Genomic DNA, 18410 nt, shown 5'->3' on the forward strand with positions numbered 1-18410 from the left:
TCGCTACGCGTCCGGGAGGCGATACTCGGATACCGCCATCGATCGGATCTCGCGGGCCTGGTCGTCGTCGGGGCCGCTGCCGCGGAAGTCGTCGAGCTGCGACTGCGACTCCCACCGTTCGTAGACGTAGACGCGGTCGGCTTCGATCAGATCCGCGGTGACGGCGAAGTCGAGGCAGCCCGGCGCCTTGCGGGCCGCCCCGACGACGGCTTCGCATGCCGTCAGGTAGGACTCGCGCCGTCCGGCGTCGACCGTGAGATGCCCTGCAACGATGATCACTCGGTTCCCCTGTCGTGGTGTAGTGGCTCGTCCCTGATACGACCTGTGAACGAGGCGGAATTCATCGCTCCCGCCGATCCGTATGCTGTCGTCCACCGGCTAGGGGACGAACACCATCGACTCGTCGATACGCCCGAACCGCATCGTCGGGAGGTCGAGCAGGTAGTTCTGTCGCATCAGCCAGGGGCTACGCGAACCCTGCTTGGGCAGAGCACCTTCAGCCCTGTGGATGTAACCGGAATCGAGCCCCAGCAAGGGTCGTGTGCGTCCGTCCCCCGAATAGGACGGCACCGCCGAGCGGTAGCCCCGGCGTCGCATGTGCCGTAGCAGCCGGCACACGTACAGGGACGCGAGGTCGGCGCGCAGCGTCCAGGACGCATTGGTGTAGCCGACACACATCGCGGCATTGGGGACACCGTCGAGCATCATGCCCCGATAGATGAACTTTTTCGACAGGTCGACCTTCTCGCCGTCGACCACGAACTCGACGCCTCCGGCCGGAACCAGACGCAGGCCGGTCGCGGGCACGAGGATGTCGGCCTCGAGTTCGCGGCCGGACTCGAGACGCACCCCCTTCTCCGTGACGGTGTCGATCCGGTCGGTGACGATCTCGGCCGTCCCGGCCCGCAGGGTCCGGAACAGATCCGAATCGGGCACCACACACAGGCGTTGGTCCCACGGGTCGTAGCGCGGGGCGAAATGAGGGTCGACAGGCACCGTGTCTCGCAGTCCTCGCGCGGTGAGTCTCCGCAGGACCCGCTTCGCGAGGAAAGGCGCCCGTTGGCAGAACTGGTAGAAGCCGAGGTTCATCATCACGTTCTTCGCTCGCACCACGCGGTGAGCGAGCGCGTGCGGTAACGCGGCGCGGATCCGCGCGGCAATCGGATCGCGTTCCGGCAGCGACATCACGTAACTGGGGGAACGCTGCAGCATGGTCACGTGCTCGGCCTTTTCCGCGAGCGCGGGCACGAGCGTCACGGCGGTCGCTCCGCTGCCGATCACCACGACCTTCTTTCCCTCGCAGTCGAAGTCGTCGGGCCAGAACTGCGGATGCACGACCATGCCGGCGAAGTCCCGCAGGCCGGGAATGTCCGGAAGATAACCGGATTCGTAACTGTAGTAACCACCGCACACGTAGAGGAACGAGCAGCCGAACTCCGCGAGACCGTTCGGGGTCGATACCCGCACCGTCCACGACGCCTGTTCCGACGACCAGGACACGTCGATCACCCTGTGACCGAATCGGATCCGTCGATCGATACCGAATTCGGAGGCGGTGTCGCGGATGTACTGCAGGATGTCGGCGCCGTCGGCGATGGACTTCTCACCGAGCCAGGGACGGAACGGATAGCCGAGGGTGTACATGTCGCTGTCGGAGCGGATTCCGGGATATCGGAACAGATCCCACGTGCCACCGATCGATTCGCGACTCTCGAGGATGACATAGTCGAGGTCCGGGCATTGCGTCTGCAGCCGGTAGCCGGCACCGATACCGGACAGTCCGGCTCCGACGACCAGTACATCGACGTGTTCCACGTGTCTCCCCCTAGCTGCCCGTCCACGCCAGCAGGTCGTCGACCTCCCAGGTGTTGATCACCTGCTCGGGCTCGACGCCACACTCGGCGGCGCGCTCGCAACCGTACCCGAGCCAGTCGAGCTGGCCGGGAGCGTGCGCGTCGGTGTCGATGGAGAACAGACACCCTCTCCCGAGTGCCAGATCGATCAGACGTGACGGCGGGTCGCGTCGCTCCGGTCGGCAGTTGATCTCGACGGCCGTGCCGTGGTCGCGACACGCGGCGAACACCTTCTCGGCGTCGAACTTCGATTCGGGCCGGCTTCCACGACCACCTGCGACGAGCCGGCCGGTGCAGTGCCCGAGGACGTCGACGTGCGGATTCGCCGCGGCCCGCAGCATCCGCTTCGTCATCACCGATCGGTCGGCGCGCAGGTTCGAGTGCACGCTCGCCACCACGACGTCGAGTTCGGCGAGCAGCCCCTCGTCCTGATCGAGCGAACCGTCGTCGAGGATGTCGACCTCGATGCCGGTGAGAATCCTTGCTCCGTCGGCCTTCTCGTTGACCTGCGCGACGGTGTCGAGCTGGGAACGCAGTCGCTCCGCCGTCAGTCCGTTCGCGACCTTCAGCCGAGGGGAGTGGTCGGTGAGAGCGAAGTACTCGTGACCGATCATCGCCGAGGCGACACGCTGCATCTCATCGATCGGGCTGCCGCCGTCCGACCAGTTCGAGTGGGTGTGCAGGTCGCCGCGCAGCGCCTCGAGCAGATCGCGCGCGCCGCGGCCGATGGGGTCGGCCTCCTCGCGCAATTGGGCGAGATAGGCAGGGACGCCGTCGAACGATTCGCGGATGACCGTCGCGGTCTTCTTGCCGATACCCGGCAGATCGGTCCATGCGTCGGTCTTGCGCAACACCTCGCGCTTGGTGTCGCTCACCTCGGCGAGTACCTCCGCTGCGCGCCGGTAGGCCTGCACGCGATAGGTGTCCGCGTGCTCACGCTCGAGCCAGAAGGCGACTTCACTCAGTGCATCGACCGGGTCCACCCCTCCATTGTGGCCGCCGAGCCTCCGTAACCTGGGGGGCATGCGCAAATCGGTCCGGTCGTCTCCCCTCCGTGCGGTATCCGCACTCGTCTTCGGTGCGATGTCCGCGCTCGCCCTGGTCTCGTCGCGAGTGGCGGCGGAGGCGGACGACCTCATGTACGAGATCGACGACGCGCCGTCCGCACCGGTGGTGATCGTGCCGGGTGCGCGGGTACACGACGGTCGTCCCATGCGGGTACTTCGCAGCCGACTCGATGTGGCCGTCGCGCTGATGGAGCGCGGACGCGTGCGGGCCGTGCTCGTCTCCGGTGACGCGGCAGGAAACTCGGGCGACGAGATCGAGGCGATGATCGCGTATCTCGTCGAGCAGGGAGTGAATCGCGAGCGGATCGTCGCAGACCCCTACGGTCTCGACACCTACGACACCGCCCGGCGGGCCGTGAGCACCTACGGTGTGCGGCAGGCACTGATCGCGACACAGGCGTTCCACCTTCCGCGCGCGGTGGCCTTGTGCAGGCGGGCGGGAATCGACGTCGCAGGAGTGCGCGCCGCGAACGACGTGCGGCTGCGTACGCGAATCAGAAATCTGGCGCGCGAGTTCGTGTTGTCGCGTCCGAAGGCGTGGCTCGAACTCCGCTTCCCCCGCGATCCGGCGGTGTCGACCCCACCGGATCACAGGCTGGCCGAGATCCTCTCCGGTCTCGAACACGGTGCGGTGGCCCCCGCGCGCTCGGCTTCCTAGGCTCGTATCCATGCGTCCCACAGCTCTCGTCACCGGAGGCGGTCGCGGTCTCGGTGCCGCGATCGCCCGCGAACTGGCCCCTGCGCACGATCTGATACTCGGCGGTCGGCGCCGCGAGTCGCTCGATGCGATTCTCGAGGAGCTGCCCGATGCCACGCCGTGGCCCGTGGATCTGCTCGATCACGAGGCCGTCGCCGCTGCCGTCTCCGACATCGGGCGGCTCGACGTGCTCGTCCATAATGCCGGGGTCGCCGAACTCGGCACCGTCGCCGACAGCGAACCTCGGCAGTGGCGGGAGACCTTCGAGGCGAACGTGGTCGCGGCCGTTGCGCTGACCCAGCTCCTGCTACCGGCCCTGCGTGCCGCGAAAGGGCATGTCGTGCTCATCAATTCGGGCGCGGGTCTGCGTGCTCGTCCCGGCTGGGGCGCATACGCGGCGAGCAAGTTCGCGCTGCGCGCGTTCGGTGATGCGCTCCGAGAGGAGGAACCGGCCCTGAGGGTCACCTCGATCCATCCCGGCCGGATCGACACCGACATGCAGCGGGCGATCATCGCATCCGAAGGTCGCGATTACGATCCGTCGCAGTTCCTCAGCCCCGGTTCGGTGGCTCGCGCTGTGCGCCAGGCGGTCGAGGCTCCGGTCGATACCCATCCCACCGAAATCGTGCTGCGCCCCCGCTGAGGCCGGTACCGAAGGGCATCAGAAAGGCAGCGGGATCACAACCGGAGGACCACCCGGAACCGGAATCCGGATCTGCGGCGGAGGCGGCGGTGCGGGCGGCGGAGGCGGCGCAGGGGCCGGAGCGGGAGGCGGAGCAGGGACGGGTGCCGGTTGCGGGAAAGGCGCAGGCCGGGGGGCAGGCGCCGCGGGCACTTCCGGAGCAGGCGCTTGCGCGGCAGGTGGTGCTTGAGGCGGTGCCGCAGCCTCGGGAGCCGGATCCCGCCCTGGGATCGGAGCCGTTGCAGACGACGCCTCGTTCCCCGGCGACGGCGCATCCGGGGTTTCCGGCGGGGGAGGTGTGCTCTTCGGCAGGGCATCACCGACCGGCACGGGAACCATCGCACCGGTGGTGATGTCGACGACCTTCAATTCCCGCACGGGTTCGCCGGCCGGTTGCACTACGAACAACCGCTCGGAGTTCAGCCCTGGCCACCTCTGGCCTCGGAGTTCGTCGTTCGCAGTGAGGACCGGTGCCGAGAGCGGATTGCCGCGGACGCACCGAACGCGGGGGACACCGAGTTCGTCCACGAGCACGATCGTTCCGCGTTCGAGCAGCGACTGCGCGGGCTCTGCGGCACCGTCGCGGTATTCGTAGACGGTGACTCGGGTATCCGCGCGCAGCAGGACGGGAGCGAGAGTGTCTGTGTAAGCCCGGATCTCGGGCACGTCGAGTGCGCCGCGCCACGCCCGGCCCTTGGCCGGATCCTGTTCGAGATCGACGACGAGGGCCTCGCGGTCGCACAGGGGCCGTTCGAGGCTTCCTCCGTAGAGCGCCGCGCGGTCGCCGGCGACCGCCGGGGTTCCGGCAACAGCGGTGACCGGGTCGCCGGCATCCTCGACCGCCTCGGGGGGAGGTGACGGAACGGCGATCGGCATCTGGGCCGGCACGAGCCGCGGCGTCCACGGTCCGTCCTGCGAGGTGGCGGCCTTCAGTTGCACCGGCGTCGATGTCTCGACGGGCTCGCCCGACGACGAGCAGGCACCCGCCACCAGTGCCGTCAGTGCGAGTGCCAGACCGAATCCACGAACCGTGTCGCTGGCCACGCCGCCATGCTAGGTCGATGATCGTCGGCGAAAGGGCTGTTCGGCAGTTCTCGTCGGTATCGAGACATCGGAGACGAACCGTACGAGCACATCGTTCACTTCCCCGCTCCGCTCCATCTGCACGAAATGCCCCGCTCCTTCGAGTAGGTGGACGCCCCGCAGGTCGGGAATCGCGGCGCGCATGCGCTCGATCGCCGAACGCCCCGACATCGCGATCACCGGATCGCGGTCACCGGCCACGAACAACGTCGGTACCCGAACGTTCGCACCCTCGTAGGGGCGTGAGGTCTCCCAGTTCGCGTCGTATGCGCGATACCAGGACAGGCCCCCACCGAATCCGGTGCGGGCGAACTCGTCCACGTAGTACGCAAGCTCGTCATCGCTGAGCCAGGACCACGGCAGGTCGGGAGCTACGGGCAGCACGTCGAGATAACCGCGCCCCTCGGACGGGTGCGTCCACACATCGAGATAGCGGTATCCACCGGAGAGCGCGAAGTACAACCGCTGCAGGAATTCGCGGGGACGCGGGTCCAGTTCCGCTTCCGCGACACCCGGTTCCTGGAAGTAGTGCAGATGGAGGAAATGCGTGTCGGCCATCGCACGGAAGAGCTCGCTCGGACGTGCCGGCATCCGATCCGGGGCGTAGGGCACCGCGAGCAGAACGAGACCGGTCACGCGATCCGGATGTCTCAGCGCCATCGTCCAGGCGACGGGCGCACCGAAGTCGTGCCCCACGAAGACCGCACGATCGATCCCGAGTGCATCGAGCAGGCGAACGAGACGGTCGGTGACCGCAACGTTCGTGTAGTCCTCGAGCGCCTCGGGACGGTCGGTGCGCCCGTAGCCGGGCATGTCGGGGGCGACGGCACGATATCCGGCCGCTGCGAGTGGGGAGAACTGGTACCGGAAGCTGTATCCGAGGCCGGGGAAACCGTGGCACAGGACGACCGCGGGACCATCGCCGTGGTCGTGAATGTTCCACGTGAAACCGTCTACTTCGAGACGACGCGTTCGAGCGGAAGAACGATTCGTCATGAGCAGGCAGGGACGGTCTGCATGTCCTCCTGGCTCCAGTAGGCCTTCATGCTCGTGATCATCGCCTCGTCGTCGAAGGTCATCACGTCGACGACCTCCATGACCAGATCCTCCTCTCCGAGGTGCGTGACCAGGCGGAACAAGAAGGCCGCATTGTTCTCCGCGATCTTCAGGGTGATCACGCCACCGGTCTGCACGAGCGGTTCGACCATTCCGTAGAACTCACGGATCTCGGCCTCCGTGGTGCGAACGGGGGTACCGACCGGATCCTCGACGGTCGCTCCCGCCGCATACAGAGCGAGAACGTCGTCGACCGTGCCCGTCGCGACCGCCTTCACATAGTTCTCCACGGTGGCGCGGATCGCGTCCCGGCTCGGTGCCATGAGATACCCCTTCATTCGCGCAAATCTGGAACACGTTTCAATTCGAGGCTAATGGGCCTTCTCCGACGATGCACTGCCGATTCCCGCTCGGAACGAGTCGCAGCAGAGGACGATGACAACGCCATCACCTCGAACGACTGGAGATCCGATGATCGAAGCTTCCGCCTTCACCCTCGACGGGCACGCCGGCACCCTCGCGGCCCGGAAGTGGGTCGGTGAGACTCCGCGATATGTGGCCCTGTTGTGCCACGGCTACGGCGAACACTGCGGGCGATACGAATACGTGGCGACGCGCCTTGCTGCCGACGGAGCCGCTGTCTACGCGGTGGATCACGTAGGTCACGGCCTCAGTGACGGCGAGCGTGTACTGATCGACGACTTCGAGAAGGTGGTCGACGACTTCCACCTCCTCGATCTCACGGCCCGGCGCGAGTACCCCGAGGTACCCGTCGTACTCATCGGGCACTCGATGGGCGGCATGATCGCCGCCCGATATGCGCAGCGGTACGGCTCGGAATTGGCTGCGATCGTCCTGTCCGGCCCGGTCCTCGGCACGTGGGGGGCCGTGGATGCGCTGCTCGCGGCCGACGAGATTCCCGATACTCCCATCGATCCGGAAACCCTCTCGCGGGATCCCGAGGTAGGGCGCGCGTATGTCGCCGACCCACTCGTCTGGCACGGCCCGTTCCAACGCACCACCGTACAGGCGCTGAAGACCTGCCTGGACGCAATCACCGCAGGTGGGGCGATCGACGACGTGCCCATACTGTGGTTGCACGGCGAGGACGACCGGCTCGTCCCCCGGGACGACACCGCGACGGGATGGTCGTCTCTCGCAGGCCGCGAGTCGTCGTCGAAGACCTACCCCGGCGCGCGACACGAGATTTTCAACGAGACCAACCGTGACGAGGTTCTCGGCGATGTCGTCGACTTCGTCAGCGCGCACCTCCGCTCACTCGAGACTCTCGAGGATTGAACGCCACCGAGCCGGGCTAACCCCTTTCAGGGGGCCGTCCCCTTCGTGTCCCTTTCGGAAGGAGATGATCCGTGGCCGAAGACAGCGCATCCGACAAGGCACGCAGCGGCCTGAAGAAGGCCCTCGTCGGCAAGGCCAAGAAGGTTGCCGGCGCACTGACTCGCAACGACTCGCTGACCAGCGAGGGGCGCCTCGAGCAGGAGCAGGCACGGCAGATCGAGAAGGCCGACACCCTCCGCGACATGGCAGAGGCCGAGACCGAAGAGGCAACCGAGCATCTCGAGGCAGTGCACGAGGCCGGGCGACACGAGCGCGAGAAGGTGGAGCGCCGAGCCGAGAACGCCGAGAAGCAGGCCGAGCGGGAAGCGGAGATACGCAAGCAGGCCGCCGAGCGCGAACGACAGGAAAGCGTGGTCCGGGAACGGGCCGACGCCGCACGCGAGGCCACCGCTGCGGAGCAACGTGCACGCCGCGAAGAGAACGCCGAAGTCGCGGATGCCGCTGCGGACTCAGCAGCTGCCGCGGAGAATCACCGCAGATCGGCTCACGACGCGGAACGCGCGCGCCTCGAGGCCGAGCAGGAGCGACGCAGAGCCGAGGCTCTCGGCCGCGCCCTGGACGAGCGCGACAGCTGACGAGCAGGATCGCCGACCGACACCGTCCATGTTCCCCAGAGCTGTACAGACCGAAGTTGGAGACGCCTCCATGAACCTCATCACTCTTCCCAAAAGCGTTCTGCGACTGCAATACAAGATCGCTCGTTTCCCCCTCGGGCTGATCGAGCAGCAGTTGCGGTTCCTGCCCACCGACGCCCCTCCACGGCTGATGTACGAGCGGGGGCTGGGCCTGTTGGACGGCATCGTCGGCAGCGTGCTCGACGACCCGGACATCGCGACCCGCGGTGCGCTCGCCACCGAACGGGCCGAGGCCGTGAAACGCGCAGAAGAACTCGATGCGCAGGCGGCGGCCGAAGAACGCGCGGCCGACGCCGAACTCCGTCGCACACGTGAGCGCACCGCTGCCGAGCAGGAATCAGCGCGCCGCGAACGCGAACGAGAAGTTCAGCAGGCCCGAGAACGTGCACAGGAACGCGCGAAGCAGGCGGAAAAGGAAGCCGAGCAGAAGAAGGCTGCCGCCACCGCGAAGGCCGATCAGGAGGCCGCCGCGAAGCGGCGCGCCGCCGAGACTGCGAAGAAGAAGGACGAGGAGCGGATCAGCGAGGCCGAGCAGGACGCGGCCGAGCCCGCCAAGGTCTCCCTCAAGGACGCCGTCGCGAAGCAGCTCGAGGCGAAGGAAGCGGAGAACCGCGCACACGATGCGGGAGAAGTCGCGGAGTTCGAGAAGATCGAGCACAAGCACCCCTGATCGGAGCACCCGACCGCAGGAAGACGAGACCCCGGTGCACTCTGCGCACCGGGGTCTCGTTCGTCGAAAGCAACTGTCACTTCACGACATTGACCATCTTTCCGGGAACCACGATCACCTTGCGCGGTGCGGCGCCGCCGAGGAGTTCGGTGATCTTCTCGTCGGCGAGCGCTGCCGACTCGATTACGTCCGGGGCGGCGTCGGCAGGGACGGTGATGCGGCTGCGCACCTTGCCGTTGACCTGGATCGGGTACTCGACGCTGTCCTCGACGAGCCACTTCTCGTCGGCGACCGGGAAAGGCCCGTGCGCAAGCGATTCGGCGTGCCCGAGCCGCGACCACAACTCCTCGGCGAGGTGCGGGGCGACCGGCGCGAGCATCAGCACCAGTGGTTCGACGGCGCTACGCGGCGCACCCGACGGGTACTGCTTCGTCAGGTGGTTCGTGTACTCGATGAGCTTGGCGATCGCCGTGTTGTCGCGCAGATGGGCATAGTCGTCGGACACCCCCGCCACCGCTTTGTTGAGCGCCCGCAGCGTGTCGTCACCCGGGGTCTCGTCCGTGACCCGCAGGGCACCGCTCTCCTCGTCGACGACGAGACGCCATGCACGCTGCAGGAACCGCTGCGCACCGATGACGTCCTTGGTCGCCCACGGACGCGACTGGTCGAGCGGACCCATCGACATCTCGTAGACGCGCAGGGTGTCGGCACCGTAGTCGTCGCAGATCTGATCGGGACCGACGGAATTCTTGAGCGACTTGCCCATCTTGCCGTACTCGCGAGCGACTTCCTGCTCGCCGTCCGGGCCGGTCCAGTAGAACTTGCCGTCGCGTTCGACGACCTCCTCGGCCGGCACGTAGACACCGCGTGAATCGGTGTAGGCGTAGGCCTGGATGTAGCCCTGGTTGAACAGGCGACGGTACGGCTCCGAGGAGGTGACGTAACCGAGGTCGAAGAGCACCTTGTGCCAGAACCGCGAGTACAGCAGGTGCAGCACCGCGTGCTCGACACCGCCGACGTACAGGTCGACGCCACCCGGATCGTTCGGGCCGTGCACCTCCGGCCGCGGGCCGGTCCAGTAGGCCTCGTTCTCCTTGTCGCAGAAGGCATCCGAGTTGGTGGGGTCGATGTAGCGCAGCTGGTACCACGAGCTGCCGGCCCACTGCGGCATGACGTTCGTGTCGCGCGTGTAGCGCTTCAGGCCGTCTCCGAGGTCGAGTTCGACGTTCACCCAGTCGATCGCCTTCGCGAGCGGCGGGGACGGCTCGGAGTCGGCATCGTCCGGGTCGAACGAGACCGGTGCGTAATCCTCCACCTCGGGAAGCTCGACGGGCAGCGCGGATTCGGGCAGCGCATGGGCGCGTCCCTGCTCGTCGTAGACGATGGGGAAAGGCTCACCCCAGTACCGCTGGCGCGCGAAGAGCCAGTCGCGCAGCTTGTACTGGATGGTGCCGCGCCCGGTGCCGTCGTCTTCGAGCTTCGCGACGATCGTCTTCTTCGCCTCGGCGACGTCGAGACCGTCGAGTAGTCCGGAGTTCACCAGCACACCGTCGCCGGTATATGCCTCCGCCGTGACGTCGCCACCGGAGATGACCTCGCGGATCGGCAGCCCGAAGGCGGTCGCGAATTCCCAGTCGCGCTGGTCGTGGCCGGGGACGGCCATGATCGCGCCCGTGCCGTAGCCGGTGAGCACATAGTCGGCGATGAAGATCGGCAGCTTTTCGCCGTTGACCGGGTTCACGGCGTAGGCGCCGAGGAACACACCGGTCTTCTCCTTCGACTCCTGCCGTTCGAGGTCGGACTTCGCGGCGATCGACGCGCGGTAGGCCGCGACCGCAGCAGCGGGATCGGCCGCGCCACCGGTCCAGCGCTCGTCGACCCCCTCGGGCCACGACGCACCGACGATCCGGTCGACGAGATCGTGCTCGGGAGCAAGGGTCACATAGCTCGCACCGAAGAGGGTGTCGGGCCTGGTCGTGAATACCTCGATCGCCGAGTCGTGTTCGGCGACATCGAACTTCACCTGAGCACCGTGCGAGCGGCCGATCCAGTTGCGCTGCATCGACTTGACCTTCTCGGGCCAGTCGAGGTGCTCGAGATCGTCGATGAGGCGGTCGGAGTAGGCGGTGATCCGCATCATCCACTGGCGCAGGTTCTTCCGGAAGACCGGGAAGTTTCCACGCTCGGAGCGACCGTCGGCGGTGACCTCCTCGTTGGCGAGGACCGTACCCAGGCCCGGGCACCAGTTGACGAGCGAATCCGACCGGTACACCAGACGGTACGAGTCGATGACGTCGGAGCGCTCGGCTTCCGACAGCGACGCCCAGTCGCGTCCGTCGTCGAGGCGGCGGGTGCCGTCGGCGAACTCGGCTTCGAGCTCGGAGATGCGTCGGGCGCGACCGGCCTCGCGGTCGTACCAAGCGTTGTAGATCGTCAGGAAGATCCACTGCGTCCAGTGGTAGAAGTCGACGTCCGTCGTCGCGATCGAGCGACGATCGTCGTGCCCGAGCCCGAGACGGCCGAGCTGGCGCTTCATGTTCGCGATGTTCGCCTCGGTGGTCGTGCGCGGGTGCGTGCCCGTCTGCACGGCGTACTGCTCGGCGGGCAGACCGAAGGCGTCGTAGCCGAGGGCGTGCAGCACGTTGCGGCCCTGCATCCGATGGAACCGCGCGTAGACGTCGGTGGCGATGTAGCCGAGGGGGTGCCCGACATGCAGACCGGCCCCCGACGGGTAAGGGAACATGTCCTGGACGAACAGCTTGTCGGCCGGCACGTCGCCTGCAAGATCACCCACCGGATTCGGGGCGTGGAAGGTGCCGCGCTCGCGCCACGACTCCTGCCAGCGCTGCTCGATCTGCCCCGCGAGCTCGGCGGTGTACCGATGCTGTGGGGTGCTGCCGGGTTCGTGCTGGGAGGTCTGTTCGGGACGGGTCACGGTGATCACTATCTACTCGGCCGGGTGTGTGAAGGGCTCCCACCAGGGTAGAACGTGCCCCCACCCGCGCAGACCGGTGGCACCGCCCGACGCGTATCCTGGGCGGGTGCTGATCGTCGCTGTCCTGCTCTTCGTGCTCGCTCTCGTCGTCGGTGCGGTGGGTGTCGCGGCGTTGACCGGGAAGCTTCCGCGCAACCGCTGGGCCGGTGTGCGCACCCCGGAGTCGCTGCGTGACGACACCACGTTCGCGCTGGCCAACAAGGTCGCCGCGCCCAGCATGCTGGGATCGGCAGCGCTGCTCGCGGTAGGCGGAGTCGCTTCGCTGACCCTGCCCACCATCGCCGGAATCATCGCCGTCGTCGTCACGGTGGTGGCAGCCCTGATCACAGCCGGCGCCGGCGGGTCCGTCGCAGCGCGGGTCGCCGTGGCGACCAAGCCCGAAGAGACGGCCGGCTGCGGTACCTCGTGCGGTGCGTGCAGCCTGCGCGGGGCGTGCGAGCCGACCGCCTGACCCGGCTGTTCACTCCCGCCGCCTCGCCACCTCGCGAGGTGTTCCCGATCCCGCATTCGAGGGAGACGGTCGACGAATCGCCGATGGTCGCCGCACCGAAAGCGGAGGCCTGCGCTCTACGCTGACCACATGACGACGCGTCAGGTGGATCCTGTCGGTGCACTGCTCGGGCTGGTCGTGCCGCTCGTGTGTGCGATGGCAGTGCTCGGGCTCACCCGCTCGTGGCTGGGGCGGTTGCCCGACGAGATTGCCACCCACTGGTCGGGAAGCGGTCCCGACGCGTTCGGTTCCCCCATGAGTTCGGCCTGGACGGCGGCACTGCTGATCACTCTCGTCGGCGGTGGCTGTTGCGCGATCGCCGCACTCGCCCAGGCTCAGCTGCTCATGCGCCGCTACATGCTCGCGATCGGTCTCGGGGTCACCGGAACCATCACCGCGCTGTTCCTCGCGGGTCTCGCCGTCCAGCTCGACACCACCGATCCGACACAGGCACCTCTGCCGGGCTGGGCCGCGGTGCTCGGGATGTGGGTGGGTATCGCCCTGGGTTGGATCGGCAGCCGGTTCCTGCGCGACGGTCGGGAACGGAAAGCGGCGACCGATGCTCCGGATCCGGCGCTTCCGCGCGGCCGTACCGACCTTCCGATCGTCGAGCAGGTGGGTACCGGTGTGGGCACGACGGCGGCACTGTCGCTGTTCGTCCTCGTTCCGGCTCTCCTCGTGTGCGCCGCGGCGCAGAGCTGGTGGCCACTCGGGTTGATCGCCCCCGCCGGTCTTCTCGTCCTGGGTCTGCTCCGCTACACGGTGGTGGTCGATACGAATGGGATCCGGGTGTCGAACCTGGCCACCGAGGCACTCGACTACGACCTCGACGAGATCGTAGGTGCGAAGGTCACCGAGACCCGCCCGTTCCAGGACTGGGGCGGCTGGGGCCTGCGCGCGAAGGGCGGAAAGCGCTACGGCCTGGTCACCCGGACCGGACCCGCAGTGGTGGTGACCACAGCGTCGGGGCACGAATTCACCGTGACCGCAACGAAGGCCGCGGAGATGGCCGGGGCCCTGAACGCTCTCGCCGACGCCCGCTGACGAGAACTCAGTTGCGTTCGACCTCGATGGGGTGGGTGGCGAGCAAGGCCATCGGCAGAGGCTGGCGGCGCAGAACCTTTGCCCACAGGTCGAGATGTGCGGGTGCGAGTACGTCGCGGGGCAGCGCCGACACGACCATCCAGTCTTCGTTGCGAAGTTCACCGTCGAGTTGGCCCGCACTCCACCCCGCGTAGCCCGCGAAGATCCGTACACCCTCGACGTACCGGGCGATGTGTCCGGGATCGGAGTCGAGATCGACCATGGCGACGCGACCGTCCACATGGCGGATACCCGGCACGTCGGTGGTGTCGGCGCCCACCTTGAGCGTGCCGAGACACAACGCTGAACTGCGGTGGACGGGGCCACCTACGAACAGCGACTTCGGCTCGGCCGAGAGCCGCGACCACTGCGGGAGCATGGCGTCGACGGAGGTGTCGCTGATGCGGTTCAGGACGACGCCGAAGCTGCCCGAATCGGTGTGTTCGATGACGTAGACGACAGTGCGGCGGAAGGTCGGCTCCGTGAGATCGGTGGCGGAGACGAGCAGGCTGCCGGCCCGCACCCTGGGTGTGGAGGGTGCGGTGCGGTCCTCGGGATCGTCCTGATGCTGCGCCACATCAGCCATTCTGTCACCGCCTTCACCCGTGCGTGGGGTGGAACCCGACGGTATGTGCCAGTAGTGCGAGTTGATATTCGAACAGGACCTCGTAGTCCGGAAAGGTGTCTGTGCCGTACTGCCCGAACACCTCGAAACTCACGATTCCGAAGAGGACCGGCCATGCCCAGAGTCCACGTGCGAGTACGGAATCGGGCACGGTGAGGGAGAATTCGCCTCTGATCCTGTCGAGAGGCTCCCGCAGGTCTTCCGGCGATGGAGCGCCGGTCGCGTCCTGCAGAACGTCCGCTGCGTGGGCGGCTTCCACGATCCGGGCCAACCGCAGGACCACGCGGATGCCCGGCGCGGTGGTGCGCTCGGCGGGTGCGGCGTAACCGGGGACCGGACTGCCGAACAGCAGCCCGTAGCGGGCCGGTTCCGCCAGTGCCCACGAACGCACGGCCCGCCCGAGGGCGAGGAACCGCTCGCGGTGTTCGGTCGGGTCGACGGCATCCACCGCGCGGTCGACGGTGTCGCCGAGTTCGTCGTAGGCATCGACGACGAGCAGGGTGAGCAGTTCGTCCCGGCTCGCGACGTAGCGGTAGATCGCCGACGAGACGACTCCCAGGTCGCGGGCGACGGAACGAAGCGACAGCGCCGCCGCTCCCTGGGTGGCCAGATGTTCACGGCCGATCCGGAGGATGTCGGCCATCGTCCGCTCGCGTGCCCGCGCCCGTGGTGTAGTCACGGGGCAATTCTGCGCCGATCAGTGAGCACCGTCAACAAAAGAGAGCACTGCTCTTGACAGGAGTGCATCGAGAGCGGATCGTCGAATACGTCAGAGAGCAGTGCTCACTCTTTTGGAATCGAGATCCTCATGTCGAATCTGCACGTAGTCGCCGGCGCCGGACCGGTGGGAACGACTATCGCCGAACAGCTTGCTGCCCAAGGGAAACAGGTACGCATCCTCACACGATCGGGTAGCGGACCCGAACATCCGGACATCGAGAGGTTGCGCGTCGACGTCAACGACGGTCGCGCGCTGTCCGCGGCACTCACCGACGAGGATCGCCGCCCTGCCGCCGCGGTATTCGTGTGCATCCACGGTTCGGCCTACCGAGCCGACACCTGGGCACGCGAACTCCCCGCCGCCGAGCAGACCGTCCTCGATGCAATCGCGCACCTGTCGGAGAAGACCGTCGCGGTCTTCCCGGAGAGCCTCTATTCGTACAGCGAACCCGGCCGGGTCATGGCCGAGGACTCACCGCGCGAAGCCGAGACCGGCAAAGGCGGCGTGCGCCGGCGACTGCTCGCCGCGCGCGCAGCACATCGGGCACCGACGGTGAGCGTCGTGGCGTCCGACTTCTTCGGGCCACACGTCCGGACCGCCATGGCGGGTGAACGCATGGTGCCCGCTGTGCTCGCCGGCAAGAAGATACGAGTGCTCGGATCCGCTGATCGACCGCACTCGTTCACCTACGTACCCGACCTCGCCGCGGCCATGATCGCAGCAGCGGGCACGCCCTCGGTATGGAACTCCGTACTGCACGCGCCCACCGGACCGGCCGTGACCCAGCGCGAGATCGCCACCGCCTTCGCTCGGGCGGCAGGAATGCCTGCACCCGCGGTGGGCACCGTCCCTGCCTGGCTCCTGCACGCCGCCGGGGCCGTGAACCGCGACATGAAGGAGCTCGCCGAGATGGTCTACCAGTTCACCGGCCCGTTCGTCATGGACTCGGCCCGGACGGAACAGGCCCTCGGTCTGGCACCGACCCCTCTCGACGAGGCGGCCACCGCCACCGTCGAATGGTGGCGCGGCCGATAGGCTCGTCGTCGTGCGGGATTCTGGGCAGCGGGCGTCCGAGCAGCCCGCGTGGCGATCGACTGCGACCGCGCTACGGCACTCGCCCGGTCTCGTACGGCTGACCGCGGTGCGCTTCGCGAGCCAGTTCGGTGACGGACTGTTCCAGGCCGCACTCGGCGGGGCGATCCTGTTCAATCCCGAGCGCCACACCGACCCCGTGGCGATCGCGGCGGGATTCGCCGTCCTGCTCTTGCCGTACGCGGTGATCGGCCCCTTCGCAGGTGCCCTCCTCGACCGCTGGGACCGGCGACTCGTTCTCGTGTGGGCCAACCTGCTGCGCGGGCTGTTCATCGTGTCGGCCGCGGCGGTGCTGCTCCTCGGGGGCCCTCAGACCCCGCTCATGTTGCTCGCGCTCGCGGCCGTCGGCGTGAGCAGATTCGTCCTGGCCGGAGTGTCCGCCTCTCTTCCGCACGTGGTGTCGCAATCGTGGCTCGTTCCGGTGAATTCGGTACTGGCCACGGTGGGTTCGGGAGTGTCGGCGCTGGGTGCCGCTGCGGCAGTGGCGACGATCGGTTTCATCGGGGCCGGTGACACCGGTTCGGGCACGGCCGTACTCCTCGGCGCGAGCGGTTCGCTCGTCGGAGCGGTCGCCGCTCGAGGTTTCGCCGCGGATGCGCTCGGCCCCGACGGGATACGGCCCCGGGCCGTGGTCCGTACCGTCCTGTCGGGTCTGCGGACCGGTGCGGGTGCCGTCCTCGAAGCGCCCGGTGTCACGATCGCGATGCTCGGAATCGGCGCGCACCGCATCGTCTTCGGTATCGACACACTGATCATGGTGCTCGTGCTGCGTAGCTCCGAAAGCGGTTCCGATCTCCCCGCCGGTCTGGCGGGTTTCGGAGTGGCGGTCGCGTCCACCGCTGCGGGCATGCTCCTCGCGGCGGTGCTGGCGCCCGTCCTCATCCCGCGACTCGGCCGCCCGCGAGCGGTCACGGTGGGATTGATCGCCGCCGCTGTCGTCCAGTTCGCGTTCGTCACCACGGTCTCGGCCGGACCGCTGCTGATCGCGGCGTTCCTGCTCGGTCTCGCCGGGCAGACCGTCAAACTCACCGGCGACGCGGCGATGCAGATCGACATCGACGACGCACGACGGGGACGGGTCTTCGCGTTGCAGGACACCGTCTTCAACATCGCGTTCCTCGGCTCGATCGTGGTGGCGGCGTTCGTGATCGCGCCCGACGGTCGCACACCGGAACTGGCGGTCGCGGGCGGAGTGGTGTATCTGCTCGGCATCGCCGGCGTACTCGCCGTTCGCCGCACGCGTTGCTGATCAGACCCCGAGTGCGGCCGGGTGGATACCCACCTCCGTGGCCTTGACGACGAACCACACGGAGTCGCCCGGATGGATGTCGAGATCTGCCAGGGCAGCCGTCGTGATCTCCGCGGCGATGCCGGAATCGGAGCGCACGAGTACTGTCGAGCCCCGCGCCTCGAGCTCCGCGACGGTCGCGCGCAGCGCGTTGCGAGGACTTCCGTGCGGCGGATCGGTGTAGACGGCCACCGCGGAAGGTGCGAAGACCGCGACAGCGGGCGCGCCGGGGACGCAATCGGCGTGAACGCGGCCGTACACGTGCCCGCCCGTGGACTCCAGTGCGTCCTCGCACCCCGTCCCGGTGACGAGATTGACACCCGCGATGCGGGCGGCGAAGGCGCTGCGCGGTCGAGTCAGCACCCGCCGCACCGGTCCGTCCTCGACGATCCGACCGCCCTCGAGCAGGATCACCCGATCGGCCAGTGCGAGCACGTCCAGCGGGTCGTGGGTGACGAGCAGCGCCGTGCGTCCACTGTCCCGCAGTACACGCCGGAGCAACGATCGCAACACCGGTGTCGCGGTGACGTCGAGTGCAGCCATCGGCTCGTCGAGCAGGAGCAGGCGTGGTTCGGCCGCGAGAGCACGCGCGAGTGCGACGCGCTGCGCCTGCCCGCCCGACAGTTCGTGGGGGCGACGATCGGCGAGGTCTTCGGCGTCGACCTCCTTCAGCCACCGCACGGCCCGGGCACGGGCTTCACGCCGGCCGACACCCGCGCTGCGCGGTGCGAACTCGACATTGGCCGCGACCGTCAGGTGAGGGAACAGCAGAGCCTGCTGGGCGAGCAACACCACCGACCGGTCGTGCGAAGCCACCGCGACACCCGTGGCCGTGTCGGTGAGGAGCCTTCCGCCGAGTTCGACGCGACCGGTGTCGGGACGCAACAGCCCGGATACGACACCGAGCAGGGTGGACTTGCCGGCGCCGTTGGGCCCGAGCACCGCGACGATGCTGCCCTGCGCGACATCGAGCCGGATGTCCACCCCGCGTGCGTCGACCCGGGCCCGCACCAT

The 18410-nt window shown here is 67.8% G+C and carries 19 protein-coding genes; 9 read left to right on the forward strand and 10 right to left on the reverse strand.

What is annotated here, in order from left to right; translation table 11 throughout:
* Positions 1-3 precede the first annotated feature (3 nt).
* The 3 genes from ABZ789_RS04235 to ABZ789_RS04245 form a co-directional block, all read right to left on the reverse strand.
* Entirely contained in the window at positions 4-279 is a 276-nt protein-coding gene (locus tag ABZ789_RS04235) for an antibiotic biosynthesis monooxygenase family protein (protein WP_358419407.1), read from the reverse strand.
* A 99-nt stretch (positions 280-378) separates the two neighbouring features.
* Entirely contained in the window at positions 379-1815 is a 1437-nt protein-coding gene (locus ABZ789_RS04240; protein ID WP_358419410.1) for an NAD(P)/FAD-dependent oxidoreductase, read from the reverse strand.
* A 10-nt stretch (positions 1816-1825) separates the two neighbouring features.
* Positions 1826-2836, reverse strand: a complete 1011-nt coding sequence (locus ABZ789_RS04245) for a PHP domain-containing protein (protein ID WP_358419413.1) — start codon at positions 2834-2836, stop codon at positions 1826-1828.
* Positions 2837-2876: 40 nt separating this feature from the next.
* Between ABZ789_RS04245 and ABZ789_RS04250 the strand changes: the two genes are divergently transcribed.
* Positions 2877-3578 (forward strand): YdcF family protein, encoded by a 702-nt coding sequence (locus ABZ789_RS04250; RefSeq protein WP_358419416.1) that lies wholly within the window; start codon positions 2877-2879, stop codon positions 3576-3578.
* Positions 3579-3588: 10 nt separating this feature from the next.
* Positions 3589-4260, forward strand: coding sequence for an SDR family oxidoreductase (locus ABZ789_RS04255; RefSeq protein ID WP_358419419.1), 672 nt, complete (start codon positions 3589-3591; stop codon positions 4258-4260).
* Between the two features lie 18 nt (positions 4261-4278).
* Here the strand turns inward: ABZ789_RS04255 and ABZ789_RS04260 are convergent, their stop codons facing one another.
* From ABZ789_RS04260 to ABZ789_RS04270, 3 genes are read right to left on the reverse strand one after another with little or no spacing between them, the layout of a single operon-like run.
* A complete protein-coding gene (locus ABZ789_RS04260) occupies positions 4279-5343 on the reverse strand; it encodes a DUF6777 domain-containing protein (RefSeq protein WP_358419421.1) in 1065 nt (354 codons plus the stop codon).
* A 9-nt stretch (positions 5344-5352) separates the two neighbouring features.
* Positions 5353-6378 (reverse strand): alpha/beta hydrolase, encoded by a 1026-nt coding sequence (locus ABZ789_RS04265; RefSeq protein ID WP_358419424.1) that lies wholly within the window; start codon positions 6376-6378, stop codon positions 5353-5355.
* Positions 6375-6761 carry a nuclear transport factor 2 family protein gene (locus ABZ789_RS04270; RefSeq protein WP_358419428.1) on the reverse strand — a complete coding sequence of 129 codons (387 nt, stop codon included), beginning with the start codon at positions 6759-6761 and terminating at the stop codon, positions 6375-6377. The genes ABZ789_RS04265 and ABZ789_RS04270 overlap by 4 nt, the downstream gene beginning before the upstream one ends.
* 148 nt (positions 6762-6909) lie before the next feature.
* On the opposite strand from ABZ789_RS04270, the gene ABZ789_RS04275 reads away from it, so the two are divergent.
* From ABZ789_RS04275 to ABZ789_RS04285, 3 genes are all read left to right on the forward strand, one after another.
* Entirely contained in the window at positions 6910-7737 is an 828-nt protein-coding gene (locus tag ABZ789_RS04275) for a lysophospholipase (RefSeq protein WP_358419431.1), read from the forward strand.
* 71 nt (positions 7738-7808) lie between these two features.
* Entirely contained in the window at positions 7809-8372 is a 564-nt protein-coding gene (locus ABZ789_RS04280; RefSeq protein WP_358419434.1) for a CsbD family protein, read from the forward strand.
* Positions 8373-8442: 70 nt separating this feature from the next.
* Positions 8443-9102: an IF2 family translation initiation factor gene (locus ABZ789_RS04285; protein WP_358419437.1), complete on the forward strand. Its 660-nt coding sequence runs from the start codon at positions 8443-8445 to the stop codon at positions 9100-9102.
* A gap of 76 nt (positions 9103-9178) precedes the next feature.
* On the opposite strand, the gene leuS is transcribed toward ABZ789_RS04285, so the two are convergent.
* Complete coding sequence (leuS, locus tag ABZ789_RS04290; protein WP_358419440.1) at positions 9179-12046, reverse strand: leucine--tRNA ligase; 2868 nt, start codon at positions 12044-12046, stop codon at positions 9179-9181.
* Positions 12047-12143: 97 nt separating this feature from the next.
* Here leuS and ABZ789_RS04295 point away from each other — a divergent pair, with 97 nt between their 5' ends.
* Entirely contained in the window at positions 12144-12548 is a 405-nt protein-coding gene (locus ABZ789_RS04295; RefSeq protein ID WP_358419443.1) for an SdpI family protein, read from the forward strand.
* 129 nt (positions 12549-12677) lie between these two features.
* Positions 12678-13631, forward strand: coding sequence for a DUF1648 domain-containing protein (locus ABZ789_RS04300; RefSeq protein WP_358419447.1), 954 nt, complete (start codon positions 12678-12680; stop codon positions 13629-13631).
* A gap of 7 nt (positions 13632-13638) precedes the next feature.
* Here ABZ789_RS04300 and ABZ789_RS04305 read toward each other — a convergent pair whose 3' ends face one another.
* Together ABZ789_RS04305 and ABZ789_RS04310 are read right to left on the reverse strand one after the other, a co-directional pair.
* Positions 13639-14256 carry a YqgE/AlgH family protein gene (locus tag ABZ789_RS04305; protein WP_358419449.1) on the reverse strand — a complete coding sequence of 206 codons (618 nt, stop codon included), beginning with the start codon at positions 14254-14256 and terminating at the stop codon, positions 13639-13641.
* Between the two features lie 13 nt (positions 14257-14269).
* Positions 14270-14938, reverse strand: a complete 669-nt coding sequence (locus ABZ789_RS04310) for a WHG domain-containing protein (protein ID WP_358420173.1) — start codon at positions 14936-14938, stop codon at positions 14270-14272.
* 165 nt (positions 14939-15103) lie between these two features.
* Here ABZ789_RS04310 and ABZ789_RS04315 point away from each other — a divergent pair, with 165 nt between their 5' ends.
* Positions 15104-16051, forward strand: coding sequence for an NAD-dependent epimerase/dehydratase family protein (locus ABZ789_RS04315; protein ID WP_358419451.1), 948 nt, complete (start codon positions 15104-15106; stop codon positions 16049-16051).
* Positions 16052-16061: 10 nt separating this feature from the next.
* The gene (locus tag ABZ789_RS04320; protein WP_358419453.1) at positions 16062-17357 is read left to right on the forward strand and encodes an MFS transporter; all 1296 of its coding nucleotides are present in this window, start codon (positions 16062-16064) and stop codon (positions 17355-17357) included.
* On the opposite strand, the gene ABZ789_RS04325 is transcribed toward ABZ789_RS04320, so the two are convergent.
* Entirely contained in the window at positions 17358-18410 is a 1053-nt protein-coding gene (locus ABZ789_RS04325) for an ATP-binding cassette domain-containing protein (protein WP_358420176.1), read from the reverse strand.

The organism is Rhodococcus sp. NPDC047139 (genome assembly GCF_040643435.1).
Taxonomy (GTDB): Bacteria; Actinomycetota; Actinomycetes; order Mycobacteriales; family Mycobacteriaceae; genus Rhodococcus.